Here is a 16,607-nt window from a genome sequence, read left to right on the forward strand (position 1 = left end):
CCGCTGAGCTGCACGCCATCGCGGCCGCACAACCGGATTAATGCTTAGGTAACTGGCTTTCCTAAGGTTTAGGCCATTTGTGCGGTGTATTCGTGTTCCCTCAGGGAGGGGGAATGCGTCAGGTATTTTCAGGGATCGCGGCCAGAATGTCCCGAGCCGCGAGAGGCGGCTGGGAGGCAGCGTCGCGGCGCGGCCCGGTGCTGTGGCTGACCCTGTCCGGCGCATTGCTCGTAGCCGGCATCTTCGCCGTGACCGCCGTGGCGGTCGGCGAGTTTCGCGAGCGCACGCTCGTCAACCGCGAGCGCGAGCTGGAAAACACCGTTCAGCTGATCGCACGCCATTTCGACCAGCAGTTCGAGGACTCCGACCTCGTCGCGGCCGATCTGATCGGACAAATGCGTCTGCCGGAGATCACCTCGCCCGAGATGTTCCGCGAGCGGATGTCGGGGCCTGCCGCAAACCAGATGCTGCGTGGCAAGGTCGGCGCCGTCTCCTATCTGGGCGACATCGCGATCTACGACGCGGACGGCGAGCTGATCAACTGGTCGCGGGCGCAGCCGCTGCCCAAGATCAACGTCTCCGCGCGCGCCTACTTCCAGACCTTCAAGTCGGATCCGCTTGCCGAGCCGGTATTGCTGGAATCCGTGCGCAGCTTCATCATCGGCAAATGGACCACGATCGTGGCACGCCGGCTGAGCACGCCGGATGGCACCTTCCTCGGCGCGATGGTCCGCCGGATCGATCCCGACAGCTATCAACGCTATTTCGCCTCCGTGGCGCTCGCCGAAGGAGCGGCCATCTCGCTGTTCGACCGCGAAGGCAAGATGCTGGCCCGCTACCCGCACGTCGAAGAACTGATCGGCCGGAGTCTCAAGGATGCGCCGCTGATGCAGAAGGTGCTGACCAAGGGCGGTCAGCAGACGCTTCGCGTCAAGAGTCCCATCGACGGCGAGGAGCGGCTCGGCTCCGCCGCGTCGCTGATGCACTTCCCGCTGGTCATCGTTGCGACCAACACCATGAGCGCCGCCCTGGCCGACTGGCGGCAGCAGACCGGCTTCATGGTCACCACGGCAACGCTTTCGGCCACAGTGATCGCGCTGATCCTGTTTCTGATCATCCGGCAGATCAACCGGCAGAACCGCGAGGCCCAGGAACGGCTGGAAGCGGAGCGGCTGCGGCTCGACACTGCAATCAACAACATGTCGCTGGGACTGATCTTGTACGACGCCAGCGGGACTATCGTCACCTGCAACCGCCGCTATGCCGACATGTTCGGCCTGTCGCACGACGTCATCAAGCCCGGCTGCCACATCCATGAGGCGATGTACCATCGCAAGGAGCGTGGAGCGTTCGACGGTCATGTCGAGGCGTTTTGCGCCGACGTGATGAGGATCGTCGCCGAAGGCACGGTCTCCACACGGATTCATCAACTGCCCAACGGACGCTCGTTCCAGGTCATCAACACCCCCCTCGCGCAGGGTGGGTGGGTCGCCACCATCGAGGAGATCACCGAGCGGCGCAATCTGGAGCAGGAGCGCGACCGCAACTACACGTTCCTGCGCGAGATCATCGATCACATCCCCTCGCAGATCACCGTGAAGGATGCCCACACGCGGCAATATCTGCTGGTCAACCGGATCGCCGAGGAAATCTTCACGGAATCGGGCGAGACCATCGTCGGCAAGACGGCGGCCGACATTCTGCCGAAAGCGGATGCCGATATCGTCACCAGCGATGATGACGCCCTGCTGCGATCGCCCAATCGACTGCTGCTCAAGGAGCAAAGCTGGAAGACGCGGATCCATGGCCATCGCCATGTCATCTCGAAGCGCATCAGCATCCGCGACAAGGCCGGCGAGCCGCGCTACATCATCAACGTCATCGAGGACATCACGGAACGGCGAAAGGCCGACGAGAAGATCGCGCACATGGCGCATTACGATGCGCTGACCGACCTGCCCAACCGCTCGCTGTTCCGCGAGCAGATCGAGCGCGAGCTGGAGAAGGTCGCCGACGGCGAGCAATTCGCGCTGCTCTACATTGACGTCGACGAATTCAAGGGCATTAACGATTCGCTCGGCCATCATGTCGGCGACGAGCTGCTCAAGGCGATCGCGGGCCGCATTCGCGGCTGCCTGAAGCACGGCGATCTGATCGCACGGCTCGGCGGCGACGAATTCGCCGTGATCCAGACCAAGGTGGAATCGTCCGCCGACGTGCTGTCGTTCGTGACCCGCATCCACGAGGTGATCCGCCAGCCCTATCATTGCCTCGGCCATCAGCTCTCCACCGACGCCAGCATCGGCATCGCGCTGGCGCCGCAGGACGGCACCGACCTCGACCAGCTCATCAAGAATGCCGACCTCGCGATGTACGGCGCCAAGGCAGAAGGACGCCGCACCTACCGCTTCTTCGTGCCCGCCATGGATGCGAGCGCCAAGGCGCGCCTCACCATGGAGCAGGATCTGCGCCAAGCCATGGTCAACGGCGGCTTCGAGCTCAACTACCAGCCGCTGGTCAATCTGCACTCCAATGAGGTCTCCGGGTGCGAGGCGCTGCTCCGCTGGCGTCATCCCGAACGCGGCATGGTATCACCGGCCGAGTTCATTCCGATCGCCGAGGATACCGGTCTGATCACCGAGATCGGCGACTGGGTGCTGCGCACCGCCTGCATGGAGGCTGCGACCTGGCCGGCGCATGTGCGGCTCGCGGTCAACGTCTCGCCGGTGCAGCTCAAATGCGACACGCTGGCGCTGAAGATCGCGGGCGCGCTTGCTGCCTCCGGGCTCGATCCCCGCCGGCTCGAGCTCGAGATCACCGAGGCCGTGCTGATCCGCGACGACGAGGCGGCGCTCTCGATCCTGCACCAGCTCCGGTCGATCGGTGTGCGCATCGCGCTCGACGATTTCGGCACGGGCTATTCTTCGCTGAGCTATTTGAAGCGCTTCCCGTTCGACAAGATCAAGATCGACCGCTGCTTCGTCGCCGACATTGCGGACGCGAGCGGCGCACCCGTGATCGTGCAGGCAGTGGTGAACATCGCCGCCGCCAGCAACATGACCACCGTCGCCGAAGGCGTCGAGACCGAAGCGCAGCGCGAGATGCTGCGTACGCTCGGCTGCACGGAAATGCAGGGTTATCTGTTCAGCGCGCCGAAGCCTGCGACTGAGGTGCGCAAGCTGTTCGGATCGGGCGACATGCTGGTGGCGGCGGTGGCCTGAGATGGCAAAACCGGCCAAGACCGTCGACGTTGCGCATTCCTACGCCGTGCGGCTGATGCAGCACCTCGTCGTGCCGACCTTCGTGATCGACCCGAAGCGCCGGGTCGTGATCTGGAACAGAGCCTGCGAGCGGCTGACCGGTGTCGCCGCATCCGAGGTGATCGGCACGACCAAGCACTGGCAGGCCTTCTACGGGACGAAACGCCCTTGTCTTGCCGACCTCGTCGCGCTCGACCGGCCGGAACAGCTTCCCGAGTTCTATTCGGAATATGCGGCGCGCGGCCACAACGGGCTCGGCTTCAGCGCAGAGAACTGGTGCGTGATGCCGAAACTCGGCAACCAGCTCTATCTCGCCATCGACGCCGGCCCGATCCATGACGAGGCCGGCAATCTGATCGCCGTTGTGGAGACGCTGCGCGATCTCACCGATCAGAAGCGGGCCGAGATGGCGCTCAAGGAGCTTGCGACCAAGGACGGCCTGACCGGCCTGTCCAACCGCCGCTCCTTCGACCAGATGCTGCTGACGGAATGGGCCCGCGCCCAGCGGACGCAAAAACCCCTGGCGCTGCTGTTCGTCGACGTCGACCATTTCAAGCTGTTCAACGACCTGCACGGTCACCAGACCGGCGACGAATGCCTGCGCGCGGTTGCCACCGTCGTCAGCCGGCATGCCGACCGCCCGCTCGACCTCGCCAGCCGTTATGGCGGGGAGGAGTTCGCGCTGATCCTGCCGGAATTGGATTGTGAGGCCGCCTGCGCCGTGGCCGAGGAGATCCGCAGTGCCGTCATGGCCTTGCAGATCGCCCATGGCGCCAATGGGGCCGGTGATCACGTCACCCTCAGCGTCGGCGTCGCAAGCCACGTCCCCGGCGAGGGCGACGACGGCCCCGACCGGCTGCTCGGCTCGGCCGATCAGGCGCTCTATGCCGCAAAACGCCTCGGCCGCAACCGCGTCATCTGCGCCGAGCGGGTCCTGACCGAATTTGCGAGGCTCGACCGTGAGATGTCGCAGGTTCCGGCCGCGACCGCGCGCAAATCGGCCTAAAGCGCGATTCGCGCTTTAGGTTCTTGTTTAGGCATGATCTTTTCGGAAAACCGCTGCACACTTTTCCGGATCATGCTTGCGCAGCGAGAAGCGGTTGCCCGCCCCTCGCCAATCAGCTAAATGAGCGGTCACTGCACCCGTAGCTCAGCTGGATAGAGCGTTGCCCTCCGAAGGCAAAGGTCACACGTTCGAATCGTGTCGGGTGCGCCAGCAATATCAGTCAGTTGCGCGCAATCCCGGGATTTGAGACGCTCCGTGTGGGTAAGCACCGGGTAGGCAACCGGATCGGCTAACGACCTCCCGTCTATCAGAGTAGGACAGCTACCACCGCAAGGGACCATGACAGGCGACTTCGAACGCGATGCGCGCCGAAGGTGAAGCTCGAAGGTTAGTTCGAGCTAAAGATGGGGGTAATGTCAGACAGGCGCACGCATCACATGCACTTCAGGTAAGCAGGGACAATCTGCTCACCTTCGCTTGTTGCGAAGGCAAAGGTCACACGTTCGAATCGCGTCGGGTCCGCCACTTGGATCAAGGACCCGCTTGAGACACCTGGACATGTCGGTGAATACGGAGATGACCCATGAAACTCGCGCATGACGGCGTTCAGCTCTCCTTCGACATCGCCGGGGCGGGACCGCTTCAATTCCTGTTCGTCCATGGCCTGGGCGGGGATCGCACGCATTTTGCGCCGCAGATGGAGTACTTCGCCCGTCAAGGTCGGGCGTTGAATGCCGAGCTGCGGGGGCATGGTGAGAGCGACAAGCCGCAACAGGCGTATTCGATCGAAGGCTTCGCCGATGATCTCGTCTGGCTGTGCAACCGACAGCAGATCACAAAGCCGGTCATCGTGGGTCAAAGCATGGGTGGCAACATGGCGCTCGAAATCGCCGCCCGCTATCCGGACTTTCCGGCGGGCCTGGTGCTGCTCGATTCAGGGGTGCTCTTCCCTGCCTCGGCAGGGACGGTGTTCGCCGGGTATCTGGAAGGCTTAAGGGGCGCGGACTTTGCGGACGAGGCGCGAAAAATCGTGGCGGACTCCTGTCTGCCGACCGACAGATGCCGCGCCCATGTTGAACAGACCTTTCTGGCGACGCCACAGCACGTATTGGTGTCCACGTTTACAAGCCTGTTTCCCTGGGATCTGCATCGGGCGCGTGAGTGCGCCCAGGCGTGCCGGGTCCCGGTGCTCTACATCGAAGCGGCCCATCGGCTCGCGGATCTGGATCGTTTTGCGGCGCTGTGCCCGCAACTGGTCACGGCCAAGGCCGTCGGCTCCGGGCATTTCCTGTCGCTGGAAGTGCCGGAGCAGATCAACCCGATGATCGACCGGTTTGTCTCGCTCTACGTGCGAAGACCCGGGTGAGCTTCGGCGCGGCGGGATAGCCGTGCGCGGATCCGCACGGTTCGGTATAGTGCCACAGCGTAGCAATAGCGCCCATCTTCATCGGCCGTGACGCGCCAACAGCGGCAGCAATTATCCAATGCATGTTATCGATCGTTTGTTCTCTTGCCTCGTTCTATTCCTTGCAATCGCAGCCGCCCCGGTGCTTCCCGTGCACGCTGCCGAAGCCTGCCCGTTCATCGGCGCCAAGGAGCTCGCCGGCGCGATGCCGGCGCTCAGATGGTCACTGATTTCAAATCAGGACGGCCGCGGCTGCATCTATCAGGGCGGGCGCGGCGACACGATGATGCTGACCGTGTTCCGCAATCCCGACAAGGACCGCGCCAAGGAATTGTACGCGACTTTCATCAAGACGCTTGGCGAGCGCATGCCGCTCAACGCAGTGTCCGGGATCGGCGACGAAAGCCAGGGCGGAGCGAGCGCCGCCGGCGCGCAGCGCCAGGAGGCCTCGGTCGTCGCCTTGTCAGGCGATTACATTCTGCAGATCAGCGTCTATCCGATCGGCCGGCGTGCCGACGACGCGCTGCTCGGACCGCTCACCGAAGTCGCGCGCGTTGCCATCGGTAATATGGGCAAGACCAGCGAGCGGTTCGGCGATTGCGAATGGCTCACTGGCGCGGATGCCGACGGCTTTCTCGACAAGAGCACGCTGACGGTCCAGCGGACCGGCGCGCGCAGCTGCATGATGTTCGATCGCGAGGGCAACACCATGGTCGTCGCGGTGATCGCGATTTCGCGCGACACCGTCATCAGCATGATGAAACGCACGGACCCGTGCAAACACGTGGCGATACCCGAGCTCGGCAGTGAAGCGTTCGGCGAGCATTCCTGCACCAAGGGCAACGGCAACGCCGTCAACATCTATGTCTGGAAGAACGGCAGGCAGGCTTCGATCCTGTTCGCGCCGGTGAAGCCGCATGCGGAATCCGGCTCGGTCGAGCGCCTGAGGGCGGTCGCCGGGCGGGTCTATGGAAAACTGTAGCGGCGCCGCGCTACTTTGCCGGCGGCACGCGCCTTAGCTCCGCCACTTCGTGGCTAATGCTTCGGCGGGCTGATCGCCCGCCTCGCACCGTCGTCCCCGCTCAATGCTTCATCTGCTCGAACACCACGATCACGCCGGTCGGCTCGGGCTCATGTGCCATCAGGCGCGTCAGGTCCGAATCGCCCCAATCGGCGAGGCTGACGACTTCACCGCTCGAGCGTTCCGCCCCGAGCGACTGCGCGGGCTCGAGGACCTTCAGTCCGCTCTCGTCGACGAAGAACGTGTGCTCGCCGAACATGCTGTTGAGTTGCGGCATGGCAGGATGCTCGTCGGGAAGCACCTGAGCGCCGAGTTGCCTGACGGTCTGCTTCACTTGCTCGGACGTTAGCTTCATGGGCTGCTCCGTTTCTGTCATGTCCGGTTTCATCGAGGCCGAGGCGGGCGTTCCCTGCGCCCTTGTCCGCCTGGCTCAACTTCCGAACGGATGCTGCAGACAAATGTTCCTGCGCGATGCATTTCGTGATGTCGGGTTTCACCCGCCGCGCTCATGGCGCGAGATCGCCACGTTGCGCACATCATTGAACGAGCCGGCAGGACCGGACGCGGCTATTGGCTTCGGTTCTCGCCGGCCGACAGCGCGCAGATGCGCGACAGATGCGTGTAGGGCAGACCGGTCTCCCCGGCCCAGGCGTTGAACTGCGCCTGCACCTTGGCGAGGTCGCCCTTCGACTTCACCTCCTCGGCAATGTCGAGGCCGGCGTCACGCAGGCAGGCGACCACGTCCTTGGACGTGACAAATCCGTCCCAGCCGACGAAGCGCAGCAGCATCTGGCCGGTGTTGCCCCCGAGCCGGCTGCCGCGCTTGGCGAGAAGATCGAGCAGGCCGATCTCGTCGGATGACGGCCATTTCGCCAGGAACTTGGCGAAGCTGCCGTGCTCCTTGGCGATCTCCTGCACGAAGGCGGCGTTCGCGCGCACCGACATGATCTTGGCGCCGTTGCGCACGATGCGCGCTTCGCGCATCAGGCCCTCCCAATAGTCCTCAGGCTGGAAGGTGAGCTTGGCCGGCTGGAAGTGCAGGAATGCGTCTTCAAAGCCGTCCCATTTCGCCTCGATCACGCTCCATGCGAAGCCTGCGCAAAACACCCGCCTGGTCATCTCGCTGAGGATGCGATCGTCGCCGAGCTTCGCCAGCCGCTTCAGGTCGGGCTTTTCCGGCATCAGCTTTTCCAGCGCCTTGGGGCCGCCCTTGCGCTTCTCGGCACGGGCGCGAATGGTCTTGAAGGGGGTCATGGGTCACCGCGTTGAGGCGCGTTACGACAGCAGAGTTCGAAGAGCCCGTCCAGTGCGGCGCCACCCTCCGCATCGGCGCACTCGAACGCGATGCAGTATAGGTCCAATGGGCGGCCTCCCGGCTGATTTGACGCGGCCAATGGGTGCGGCACTGGTCTGGTTCTTGCTTTTCCTTCTCGTCCGGAATTCCCAAACGTCCATTTCCGACCCAATGGATTTTCAAATGCGCTGCCTGGTCGTTGCAGACCTGCATTACGCGCTGCCGCAGTTCGACTGGCTGGTGAGCGCGGCGCCGCATTTCGACCTGATCATCTTTGCCGGCGATGCGCTCGACATCGGCTCCATGGTGGATTTTCGCGCGCAGATCGTGGTGGTGAAGAAATACCTCGAGCTGCTGGCGGCCCGGACGCGCGTCATCCTCTGCTCCGGCAATCACGATCTCGACGAGCGCAACGCGGAGGGCGAAAAAGTCGCGCGATGGATCTCGGAGGTGCGCGAGCTCGGGATCGCCTGCGACGGCGACAGCCTCACCATCGACGACACGTTGTTCACGGTGTGCCCGTGGTGGGACGGGCCGCTGGTCAAGCAGCGCATCGCCGACCAGCTTCGCGACGCCGCCGCCAACCGGCCGCAGCGATGGATCTGGGCGCATCACGCACCGCCGGCGGATTCACCGACGAGCTGGGGCGGCAAGCGCTTCTTCGGCGATGTCGAGCTGGTGCAATGGGTCGGGCAATACCAGCCATCCATCGTCATCTCGGGCCATGTGCATCAGTCGCCCTTCATCAAGGACGGCTCGTGGTTCGACCGGCTGGGTCCGACCTGGGTGTTCAATGCCGGCTTGCAGCCGGGCCGGACGCCGACGCATATCGTGCTGGATCTCGATGAGAGCAAGGCGTACTGGCTTGCCGCCGGCGAAGCGCAATGGATCGATCTCGACGCCGCGCTGACGCGGCCCGCCGCGCCCGTCGAGGATCCGCCGGACTGGCTCACATCCTTGGATCGGATTGCCGATCCGAGCCTGGCGAGACCTCAAGCGGCGGCAGGTTGATCATGCTCTGGAGCACCTCACCGACCATCGCCAGATGCGTGCCGTGTCCAGCATATTGCCGCTTGACATCGGCGAGATAGGTGTTGGCGACGTTGAGCCGCTGCGCCAGCATGCGCGCGATCAGGAGCGCAACCTCCGGCTCCTGCTTGAGGAACGAGGCGGCATCCTCGATTTCGTAGATGACGGCATCCGAACACGCCCGCACCGTCGCGGTGTGCGGTTGCCCGAGCAGCACCGACATCTCGCCGAGAACCGCCCCACGCTCGGCGACAGTGGCGACCACCGTGTCGCCCTTGATCACCTCGAGCTTGCCCTCCATCAGGACGTAGAGATGGCCCGAGGTCCCGCCCTCGGTGACGACGAGCGTGCCGGCCTTGACCTGCCGCTCCGTTCCGCCGGTGCAGTAATCCAGAACTGCGCGCATCGCCGAAAACTCCCTTAAGGCGAGACACTAGAGCACGATCCGCGCGGCACGCTTGCTCAAATTTACGGCAAACCAACCAACGAGCGCCTGGAGCGGCGTCTCATTTTCGTTCACCGTCGACGCGACAGGCGCTTGGCGAGATGAATCGACTGCCAATCGCCAAGTCCGGTATCCCGAAACCCCGCTTTCTTCGCAAGACCGCGCATTTCAGCGTTCGTTCGCGCGGTCTCGCCCGCGATCATGTCGTGGCCGAGATTGACGGCGCGCATCTCCATCGCCGTCATCATCAGGAAGCCAACGCCCTGGCGCTGGAAGGCATCGGCGACCGAAATGGCGAATTCGCCCTGGCTCGCAGCTGCGTCATAGGCGTATCGCGTCTCGCCGATGATCGTGCCCTGCCCCTCCCGCCTGAGTTCGGCAAGCAGCGTGAAGCGATCGGGATGGCTCGTCTTTGGCAGACATTCGGCGGCGACCACGGCAAAGTCGGCGCGCGCTCCCATGAAGCGCTTGTTACGTGATGTCGGGGAAAGGCTGATGAAATAGGCCGACAGGCTCGCCACATCGGATGCACTGGCGGCTCTGATGCGGACCATGCCCTTCGCTTCGGCCACAACGCCGGCCTGGCATCCGCCGAGAGGCACGATGACCAGCTCGGCCGGCTCGACAACATCCCCCGGAAATATCTCTGACATGCGCGACGCTTTCGGCAGGTTGCATGAAACCGCAGACCTAGCCGAGACCGCGCACCAGCCGCTTGGACCTTGCTGCCAATCATGCGGCCGAAAACGAACAATTGGCGCCTCTCCCCCGGGAGTTTCTGCCCCGCGTCGGCGTCACGCCCGAGACAGTGAGGGCACCTCCTCGGGCATGATTGCCTGGAGACCGCCGAAACGGCGTTCGCGGCCGTAGAAGGACGCCAGCGCTTCGGCGAGGTCCTTGGCCTCGAATTCGGGCCACATCCGCTCGGTGAAATGCAGCTCGGCATAGGCGCCTTCCCACAACAGGAAGTCCGACAGCCGCTTCTCTCCGGAGGTGCGGATGATCAGATCGACGTCGCGCAAGCAGGCCTCGCCGGTGACGAGTTGGGAGAACGCCTCGCGGGTGAGGCTCGTCAATGCTGCCGCCTTCGCCGCGGCGTTGAGGATGGCGTCGCGCGCGGAATAGTCGACGGCGATGCGCAAATGCAGCACGTTGCCGTGCGCGGTTGCGCCCTCCGCGCGCGCGATGGCGGTGGCGATGCCGTCGGGCAGGCGGTCGCGGCGGCCGATCACGGAGAGGCGCACACCATTCTTCACCAGGCTCTGCACCTCGTGGGCGAGATAGAAGCGCAGCAGCGTCATCAGCGCGGCGACCTCGGCCTTGGGCCGGCGCCAATTGTCGGTCGAGAAGGCATAGAGCGTCAGCGTGCCGATGCCCTGCTTGGGCGCGGCCTCGACGATGCGGCGGATCGCCTCGACGCCGGCCTCATGGCCGCGCACGCGCGACAGGCCGCGCCGCGTCGCCCATCGGCCGTTGCCGTCCATGATGATGCCGACGTGAAGCTTCTCGGTGTGGGATGCGAGGTCACTTTGCATTGCAAAGTCTCCGGTCAAAAAAGGGGGCGATCAGGTCGAGAGGATGCCGAGCCGGCCGCCGAGCGGCGGTGCCTCGCGGCCGGCGGCCTTGGCAGCGTCGCGCACGAGGCGCTCGAGCACGGCGAGATAGTCGAGGAAACGGCGGCGGCCGGCCTTGGTCAGGCGGCAGGTGGTATGCGGCCGGTTGCCTTCGTAACCCTTGGTCACCTCGACGAGGCCGGCTTCCTGAAGCACGGCGAGGTGCCGGCTGAGATTGCCATCGGTGAGGCCGCAGAGTTGCTTGAGATCGGCGAACGCCAGCCCCTTGGGATGGGCCATCAGCGAGGTCAGGAGCCCGAGCCTCGCCTTCTCGTGGATCACGCGGTCTAACCCTTCATAGGAGAACGGCGCGCTGTCAGTCTTCGGCATCATTGTCTCCGGACGCGAAATACAGAATGGCCGCCATCACCGACTGGCCGATCACGAAGGGCAGGCCCATGGTCCAGGGCGACAGCGTGTGGGTCTGGCTCGCCAGCACCACCACCGAAAAGCCCGAGACGAAATACCAGGCGCCGGCGAGCGCGACGGTGCGCGGCAACGAGCGGACGGAAGCAAAGATGCCGAGCGACACCAGGATCTGCCACAGGCCCGGCAGCAGCCAGAGCGTCTCGGCGGCGAACTTCCACATCACCACCGCAAGCAGCACGCCGGCGATGCCGGCGGGCAGGAACTGCTCGGCCGCCTGGTGGATCATGGCGTCGGCGAGACCCGAATGGTGGCGGCGCGAACGCGCGCGCATCTCGAACCAGATCATCAGGCCGGACAGCGTGGCGGCAACGAACCAGCCGAGGAAGAAGCCGAGCGGCTCGCCGGTGGGGTCACCGAGCAGCCAGAATTGCAGGATCGCGGTGGTCAGCGCGACCGCGCCGGTCGCCGCCATGGTCGCAGGGCCGTAGCCGCGGAACGCCGTGCCGGCCGCGATCTGGCTGCGGATCGCCACAATGTCGGCCAGTGCCTTGTCGAGATCGCGCATCTGCAACGCCAAAGCCTCGCTTCGTCTGCGTTTCCTCTGGATCGATTGCTCGATCACTTTGTATCGCAAAGTATACCGCGTCGCAAAGTAATGGCAAGCCTGAAAGTCGCTTGCTGCGACACGCCCCGAATTCGCAACTAACGGTTGCACCGAATCGTATCGGACAGATAAGATGCGGATCATGGCGGTCCGGGGGCGTTAATATGTTGAAGTCAGCTGTCATCGCGTGCGCGCTGCAGGCATTCGCGATCGGGGTTGCGAATGCGGCGGGGCCATTCGGCACGGTCAACACCGGCAACTAGATCGGCGGCGCCTTCACCAACGACGAGACGCGTGCCTTCTCGCGTAGCGCGGCGACCGCGCCCGCCCCATGGCAACACCTCCAATTGGAAGTGCTGCACTTCTTTTTTGAACTCAGGGGACCCATCAACCCATACGCGCCGCCAAGAGCTGCGCTTGTCCGGGACGACATTGGTGAGAAAGTCGCCCCCTCACCCCTGGCAGCACGACGCCTTCGTCGCCTGCGGCTCGTACTGGTCACGCAGTCGGACCCAGTCCATCGGATAGGGCAGGCCGTCCTCGTGGCGGCCGAGCGGGGTGAGGTCGAGGTACTGATAGGCGGCGTTCATCATGTCGAGGCCTCGGGCGAAGCAGGAATAAGTGTGGAAGATCTCGCCGGCCTCGTTGCGGTAGAACACGCTGATGCCGGGCAGCTCGGGACCATAGAACGGCGTGGTACCGAAATTGTATTTCGGCACGCCCTTGTCGATCTGCTCGCGCGTGAACGTGACTTCGTAATCATAGTTGAAGTCGTTGTCGCCAGAAGAGACCCAGTCGAACGTCCAGCCCATCCGCTTCTTGAAACCGTCGAGCTTTGCGACCGGCGCCAGCGAGACCGCGACCATCGTGGTGTCTCGCGCGGCGAGATGCGGCACCATGCGCTCAAAACCGTCGGCCCAGAACGAGCAGTTCTTGCAGGCGGCGTCCCAATCGGGCGCGAACATCACGTGTTGCACCACGAGCTGCGGGCGACCCTTGAAGAGGTCGCCAAGCGTGACCTTGCCGTTCGGACTGTCGAAGACGTAATTCTTGTCGACTTTGACCCAGGGTAGCTGGCGCCGTTCCTCGGCGAGCCGCTCGCGGGCATGGCTAAACTCCTTCTCATGCGCCAGATGGGCTTTGCGAGCCGCGATCCATTGCTCGCGCGAGACGATCTGATGGTGCTGCATGGTATTCTCCTTTGAAAGCGATCAGGCGACGAAGGCGTCGAGCTTGTCGAAGAACGAACTCCAGCCGCGCTGGTGGTTGTCGCGTGCCGTCTCATCGAAGAACTGGGCATGATGGAAGATCATCAGCGTGCCGGTGCTGTCCGGCTTCAACGAGATCGTCACCAGCGATTCACGCTCCGGCGTCGAATGCCAGGCCCAGGTGAAGACGAGCCGCTCGTTCGGCACGACCTCGCGATAGGTCCCGCCGGCCTCGAAATATTCGCCGTCGTCGCGGGTGAAGCTGATCCGGTAGCGGCCGCCGGCGCGGACGTCGAGTTCCGCACTCAACGTGGCAGGCTTCATGTTCGGCGGCCCGAACCATTGCGCTAGCTGCTCGGCTTGCGTCCAGGCAGCGTAGACTTTTTCCGGCCGCGCGCGGAGCCGGCGTGTGAGCGTGAGGCTTGGGCGTTCGGCGGCACTGATATCGGTGCCAGCGGCTGCGTTGGCCATGGGTCTTCCTCCACAAAGGCGGCAAGGCGGTCGAGATTGTCGGACCAGAACTGCGCGTAGCGATTGAGCCAGTTCATCGCCTGCTCCATCGGCTTCGCGGTGAGCCGGCAAGCGACCGTGCGTCCGCTCTTCTCCCGCACGATCAGCCCTGCATCCGACAGCACGTCGAGATGCTTCATGATCGCCGGCAGCGAGATCGGAAACGGCGCAGCCAGTTCACTCACCGACAGGCTGTCCCGTTCGCCGAGGCGGGCCAGCAGCGCGCGCCGCGTCGGATCGGACAGTGCAGCAAAGGTGCGGTCCAGCGTCTCGTCCTTATACTTAACCATATGGTTTAGTATAAGCGCGAACGGGAAGCCGTCAAGCCGGAACCCGCACAAGCGCGTGATCCGCAGTCAGGCTGGGTCAGGATGCTTCACGTACAGCAGGTCGAGCCCGTCGAGCAGCCTCGGCGCAGAGTGCTCTGACTCTCCGCTAGGCAGGAGGAAAGCGACGGCCGCGCGGCGACGGTTGAAGCGGAGGCCGCGCGAGCAGGAAGGCTGGATTCTGTCCGCAATACCCCTTGCGGCCGGACACGCTCGCCAGACACTGCTCGCGGGTCTGATAAGAGCAGTCGCCGGGATAGTCGTATGCCGCGCCCTGAATGCACCACGGGTAATCATAATCCGCGCGCGCCGGTTCAATGGCAGCAAGTCCGGCGAGGACCGAGATGCCGAGCACAAACTGCGTCTTGCGCATGACCGATCTCCCATGCTCGCCGCGCGAGCCCCCAAAGTGAGAAGGTTTTGCAGAGCCGATTTATTCCGGAGCAGCCTGTTATTCCAGAACAGCCCGGAAGAAATCTGTCCGAGCCGCCGCTAGTACGGCGCGACGGGGCGCATGCGCCGACGCGGCTGCGGCTGGAGCTGGGGCGCCTGGCCATAAGAGCCATAGGCGCCATAGGCCACACGCGGATTGGGACCGCAGTACAGCAGCCGGCCGGACACGCTGGCCTGACATTGCTCATAGGTGCTGTAGGCGCATTCGCCGGGATAGTCGAACTCTCCGCCTTGCGCACACCAGGGATATTCGCGCGCCGCGGCAGGGGTGATGTTGACGAAGCCGGCAAGGACCGTCGCGCCCAGCGTCAGCAACGCCAATTGCGTCTTGCGCATGATCCCAACTCCTCTGTTCGTGGCGCGAGATGCAGCGCCATCCATCATCAGGTCTCGGTCCACCATTTTATTCCGGATCAACCGGAAGGCACCAAGAAAAAAGCCCTGCCATACGGCAGGGCTCCATTCCTGATCGGTCACGACCATCACGATATCGCTACTCGACCTTCAGGCCGGCGAACTCGACGACCTTCTTCCACTTCTCGGTCTCGGCCTTGATCTCCTCGCCGAACGCCTCCGGCGTCTGCACCCGCGGCTCGCCGCCGAGCTCGATCAGGCGCTTGGTCATGTCCGGCTCCTTCATGAGCGTGTTGATCTCATTGTTGAGCTTGGCGATGATCTCCTTCGGCGTGTTCTTCGGCGCGCCCATGCCGAACAGCGCGCTGGCCTCGTAGTTCGGAACGGTTTCCGCAATCGCCTGCACGTCGGGGAGCTGCGGCGAGCGCTGCGCAGTGGTGACTCCGAGGGCGCGAAGCGAGCCGGAGCGGATGTGCTGGATGATCGAGGGCATGTTGTCGAAGATCACCTGCACCTGGCCGCCGAGCATGTCGGTGATCGCGGGTGCTGCGCCGCGATAAGGCACGTGCTGCATCTTGCAGCCGGTCATCGCCATGAACATCTCGCCGGACAGATGCACCGAGGTGCCGTTGCCGGACGAGGCCATGTTCACCTTGCCGGGATTGGCCTTCACATATTCGATGAACTCGGCGACGTTCTTCGCCGGAACGTCCTTGTTGACGGTCATCACGTTCGGGACGCGCTGGAACGAGGCGACCGGCGCGACGTCGCGGACGAAGTTGAACTTGAGATTGGCGTAGAGCGAGGCGTTGATGAAGTTGGCGGGATTGACCAGCAGCAGAGTGTAGCCATCGGGCTCGGCGTTGATGACGGATTCGGTGCCGATGTTGTTGCCGGCGCCCGGCTTGTTCTCGATCACGAATTGCTGGCCGAGCCTTTCCGACAGGCGCTGGCCGATCAGCCGCGCCAGGATGTCGGTGGCTCCGCCCGGCGGATAGCCGACCACCCATTTCACCGGGTGCGTCGGATAATCGGCGGCAAAGGCCTTCGACAGCGGGGTGGCTGCAAGCGGACTGGCTGCGAGCAGGCCCAGCGCGGTACGGCGTGTGATCATAGTCTCTCCCGACTTGTTGTTCTTGAAAGCGTCATCATCTTGAAAGCAACGCGGACGGCGTTGTAACAAAGCTTGCCGCACGCGGAAAGTGCGCGCGGCACGCCGCGACGAAAGGATAAGTAACCGAAAGGATGACCCATGCCGGTCAAGGTCGAGGCCCTCGATCACCTCGTGATCAACGTCGCCGACGTCGCACGCACAACCGAGTGGTATCGCAAGATCCTCGGCATGGAAGTCAAGGTCTTCGACCCCGGCGGCGGCAAAGCGCCGCGGACTTCGCTTCAATTCGGTAACCAGAAGATCAACGTCCGGCCGCGCCATGCCGACAAGGTGGAATGGTTCACCGCGGACCACCAGACCGCCGGCAGCGAGGATCTGTGCTTCCTCACCTCAGCGACGCCCGACGAGGTGGTGGCGCATCTGAAGGCCAACGGCGTCGCAATCGAGGAAGGCCCGGTTCCCAAGCAGGGCGCTCGCGGCACGCTACGCTCGGTCTATTGCCGCGATCCGGATGGCAGCCTGATCGAGATTTCGTCGTACGAGGATTAGGGCGTCGGGGCACGCTGCCGACCCCGAGGGTCGTGTGGAAACAGCCC

Annotated in this window: 19 protein-coding genes and 1 tRNA gene; 7 read left to right on the top strand and 13 right to left on the bottom strand. The window is 63.9% G+C overall.

Features of this window, described 5'->3' with window-relative positions; all coding sequences use genetic code 11:
• Positions 1 to 113: 113 nt before the first annotated feature.
• The 5 genes from K289_RS0102195 (at position 114) to K289_RS0102215 (ending at position 6,653) form a co-directional block, all read left to right on the top strand.
• A complete protein-coding gene (locus K289_RS0102195) occupies positions 114 to 3,221 on the top strand; it encodes an EAL domain-containing protein (RefSeq protein WP_027549962.1) in 3,108 nt (1,035 codons plus the stop codon).
• 1 nt (position 3,222) lies between these two features.
• Entirely contained in the window at positions 3,223 to 4,266 is a 1,044-nt protein-coding gene (locus tag K289_RS0102200) for a diguanylate cyclase (protein ID WP_027549963.1), read from the top strand.
• Positions 4,267 to 4,399: 133 nt separating this feature from the next.
• A tRNA-Arg gene (locus K289_RS0102205) sits at positions 4,400 to 4,476 on the top strand.
• 373 nt (positions 4,477 to 4,849) lie between these two features.
• Positions 4,850 to 5,632 (top strand): alpha/beta fold hydrolase, encoded by a 783-nt coding sequence (locus tag K289_RS0102210; RefSeq protein WP_027549964.1) that lies wholly within the window; start codon positions 4,850 to 4,852, stop codon positions 5,630 to 5,632.
• Positions 5,633 to 5,822: 190 nt separating this feature from the next.
• Positions 5,823 to 6,653, top strand: coding sequence for a hypothetical protein (locus K289_RS0102215; protein ID WP_245283833.1), 831 nt, complete (start codon positions 5,823 to 5,825; stop codon positions 6,651 to 6,653).
• Positions 6,654 to 6,753: 100 nt separating this feature from the next.
• Here the strand turns inward: K289_RS0102215 and K289_RS0102220 are convergent, their stop codons facing one another.
• Together K289_RS0102220 and K289_RS0102225 are read right to left on the bottom strand one after the other, a co-directional pair.
• Positions 6,754 to 7,047: a hypothetical protein gene (locus K289_RS0102220; protein ID WP_027549966.1), complete on the bottom strand. Its 294-nt coding sequence runs from the start codon at positions 7,045 to 7,047 to the stop codon at positions 6,754 to 6,756.
• A 212-nt stretch (positions 7,048 to 7,259) separates the two neighbouring features.
• Entirely contained in the window at positions 7,260 to 7,946 is a 687-nt protein-coding gene (locus K289_RS0102225; RefSeq protein ID WP_027549967.1) for a DNA-3-methyladenine glycosylase I, read from the bottom strand.
• A gap of 223 nt (positions 7,947 to 8,169) precedes the next feature.
• Between K289_RS0102225 and K289_RS0102230 the strand changes: the two genes are divergently transcribed.
• Positions 8,170 to 8,997: a metallophosphoesterase gene (locus tag K289_RS0102230; RefSeq protein WP_027549968.1), complete on the top strand. Its 828-nt coding sequence runs from the start codon at positions 8,170 to 8,172 to the stop codon at positions 8,995 to 8,997.
• Here the strand turns inward: K289_RS0102230 and K289_RS0102235 are convergent.
• From K289_RS0102235 to K289_RS0102295, 11 genes are all read right to left on the bottom strand, one after another.
• The gene (locus tag K289_RS0102235; protein WP_027549969.1) at positions 8,936 to 9,421 is read right to left on the bottom strand and encodes a Crp/Fnr family transcriptional regulator; all 486 of its coding nucleotides are present in this window, start codon (positions 9,419 to 9,421) and stop codon (positions 8,936 to 8,938) included. The genes K289_RS0102230 and K289_RS0102235 overlap by 62 nt on opposite strands.
• A gap of 110 nt (positions 9,422 to 9,531) precedes the next feature.
• A complete protein-coding gene (locus K289_RS0102245) occupies positions 9,532 to 10,113 on the bottom strand; it encodes a GNAT family N-acetyltransferase (protein WP_084788528.1) in 582 nt (193 codons plus the stop codon).
• A 141-nt stretch (positions 10,114 to 10,254) separates the two neighbouring features.
• A complete protein-coding gene (locus K289_RS0102250; RefSeq protein ID WP_027549971.1) occupies positions 10,255 to 10,995 on the bottom strand; it encodes a di-trans,poly-cis-decaprenylcistransferase in 741 nt (246 codons plus the stop codon).
• A 30-nt stretch (positions 10,996 to 11,025) separates the two neighbouring features.
• Complete coding sequence (locus K289_RS0102255; RefSeq protein ID WP_027549972.1) at positions 11,026 to 11,403, bottom strand: transcriptional regulator; 378 nt, start codon at positions 11,401 to 11,403, stop codon at positions 11,026 to 11,028.
• Positions 11,390 to 12,007, bottom strand: coding sequence for a hypothetical protein (locus K289_RS0102260; RefSeq protein ID WP_027549973.1), 618 nt, complete (start codon positions 12,005 to 12,007; stop codon positions 11,390 to 11,392). Before K289_RS0102260 ends, K289_RS0102255 begins: the two co-directional genes overlap by 14 nt.
• A 491-nt stretch (positions 12,008 to 12,498) precedes the next feature.
• Positions 12,499 to 13,236: a thioredoxin family protein gene (locus K289_RS0102270; protein WP_027549974.1), complete on the bottom strand. Its 738-nt coding sequence runs from the start codon at positions 13,234 to 13,236 to the stop codon at positions 12,499 to 12,501.
• 21 nt (positions 13,237 to 13,257) lie between these two features.
• Positions 13,258 to 13,698 carry an SRPBCC domain-containing protein gene (locus K289_RS0102275; RefSeq protein WP_084788533.1) on the bottom strand — a complete coding sequence of 147 codons (441 nt, stop codon included), beginning with the start codon at positions 13,696 to 13,698 and terminating at the stop codon, positions 13,258 to 13,260.
• Positions 13,602 to 14,054: a helix-turn-helix transcriptional regulator gene (locus tag K289_RS0102280; protein WP_035683599.1), complete on the bottom strand. Its 453-nt coding sequence runs from the start codon at positions 14,052 to 14,054 to the stop codon at positions 13,602 to 13,604. Before K289_RS0102280 ends, K289_RS0102275 begins: the two co-directional genes overlap by 97 nt.
• A 145-nt stretch (positions 14,055 to 14,199) precedes the next feature.
• Positions 14,200 to 14,463: a DUF3551 domain-containing protein gene (locus K289_RS0102285; protein WP_027549977.1), complete on the bottom strand. Its 264-nt coding sequence runs from the start codon at positions 14,461 to 14,463 to the stop codon at positions 14,200 to 14,202.
• 119 nt (positions 14,464 to 14,582) lie between these two features.
• Positions 14,583 to 14,879, bottom strand: a complete 297-nt coding sequence (locus K289_RS0102290; protein ID WP_027549978.1) for a DUF3551 domain-containing protein — start codon at positions 14,877 to 14,879, stop codon at positions 14,583 to 14,585.
• A 157-nt stretch (positions 14,880 to 15,036) separates the two neighbouring features.
• Positions 15,037 to 16,011, bottom strand: a complete 975-nt coding sequence (locus K289_RS0102295; RefSeq protein ID WP_027549979.1) for a tripartite tricarboxylate transporter substrate binding protein — start codon at positions 16,009 to 16,011, stop codon at positions 15,037 to 15,039.
• A gap of 138 nt (positions 16,012 to 16,149) precedes the next feature.
• Between K289_RS0102295 and K289_RS0102300 the strand changes: the two genes are divergently transcribed.
• Positions 16,150 to 16,560 carry a VOC family protein gene (locus tag K289_RS0102300; protein ID WP_027549980.1) on the top strand — a complete coding sequence of 137 codons (411 nt, stop codon included), beginning with the start codon at positions 16,150 to 16,152 and terminating at the stop codon, positions 16,558 to 16,560.
• The last annotated feature ends 47 nt before the right edge of the window (positions 16,561 to 16,607 follow it).

The organism is Bradyrhizobium sp. Cp5.3 (genome assembly GCF_000426265.1).
Lineage (GTDB): Bacteria > Pseudomonadota > Alphaproteobacteria > Rhizobiales > Xanthobacteraceae > Bradyrhizobium > Bradyrhizobium neotropicale.

Excerpts from the sequence above, each read along its gene's own strand:
- K289_RS0102230 (WP_027549968.1), top strand. The coding sequence starts at position 8,170 with ATGCGCTGCCTGGTCGTTGCAGACCTGCATTACGCGCTGCCGCAGTTC.
- K289_RS0102260 (WP_027549973.1), bottom strand. The coding sequence starts at position 12,007 with ATGCGCGATCTCGACAAGGCACTGGCCGACATTGTGGCGATCCGCAGC.
- K289_RS0102295 (WP_027549979.1), bottom strand. The coding sequence starts at position 16,011 with ATGATCACACGCCGTACCGCGCTGGGCCTGCTCGCAGCCAGTCCGCTT.
- K289_RS0102280 (WP_035683599.1), bottom strand. The coding sequence starts at position 14,054 with ATGGTTAAGTATAAGGACGAGACGCTGGACCGCACCTTTGCTGCACTG.
- K289_RS0102235 (WP_027549969.1), bottom strand. The coding sequence starts at position 9,421 with ATGCGCGCAGTTCTGGATTACTGCACCGGCGGAACGGAGCGGCAGGTC.
- K289_RS0102300 (WP_027549980.1), top strand. The coding sequence starts at position 16,150 with ATGCCGGTCAAGGTCGAGGCCCTCGATCACCTCGTGATCAACGTCGCC.
- K289_RS0102225 (WP_027549967.1), bottom strand. The coding sequence starts at position 7,946 with ATGACCCCCTTCAAGACCATTCGCGCCCGTGCCGAGAAGCGCAAGGGC.
- K289_RS0102285 (WP_027549977.1), bottom strand. The coding sequence starts at position 14,463 with ATGCGCAAGACGCAGTTTGTGCTCGGCATCTCGGTCCTCGCCGGACTT.
- K289_RS0102210 (WP_027549964.1), top strand. The coding sequence starts at position 4,850 with ATGAAACTCGCGCATGACGGCGTTCAGCTCTCCTTCGACATCGCCGGG.
- K289_RS0102195 (WP_027549962.1), top strand. The coding sequence starts at position 114 with ATGCGTCAGGTATTTTCAGGGATCGCGGCCAGAATGTCCCGAGCCGCG.
- K289_RS0102290 (WP_027549978.1), bottom strand. The coding sequence starts at position 14,879 with ATGCGCAAGACGCAATTGGCGTTGCTGACGCTGGGCGCGACGGTCCTT.
- K289_RS0102270 (WP_027549974.1), bottom strand. The coding sequence starts at position 13,236 with ATGCAGCACCATCAGATCGTCTCGCGCGAGCAATGGATCGCGGCTCGC.
- K289_RS0102245 (WP_084788528.1), bottom strand. The coding sequence starts at position 10,113 with ATGTCAGAGATATTTCCGGGGGATGTTGTCGAGCCGGCCGAGCTGGTC.
- K289_RS0102220 (WP_027549966.1), bottom strand. The coding sequence starts at position 7,047 with ATGAAGCTAACGTCCGAGCAAGTGAAGCAGACCGTCAGGCAACTCGGC.
- K289_RS0102255 (WP_027549972.1), bottom strand. The coding sequence starts at position 11,403 with ATGCCGAAGACTGACAGCGCGCCGTTCTCCTATGAAGGGTTAGACCGC.
- K289_RS0102200 (WP_027549963.1), top strand. The coding sequence starts at position 3,223 with ATGGCAAAACCGGCCAAGACCGTCGACGTTGCGCATTCCTACGCCGTG.
- K289_RS0102250 (WP_027549971.1), bottom strand. The coding sequence starts at position 10,995 with ATGCAAAGTGACCTCGCATCCCACACCGAGAAGCTTCACGTCGGCATC.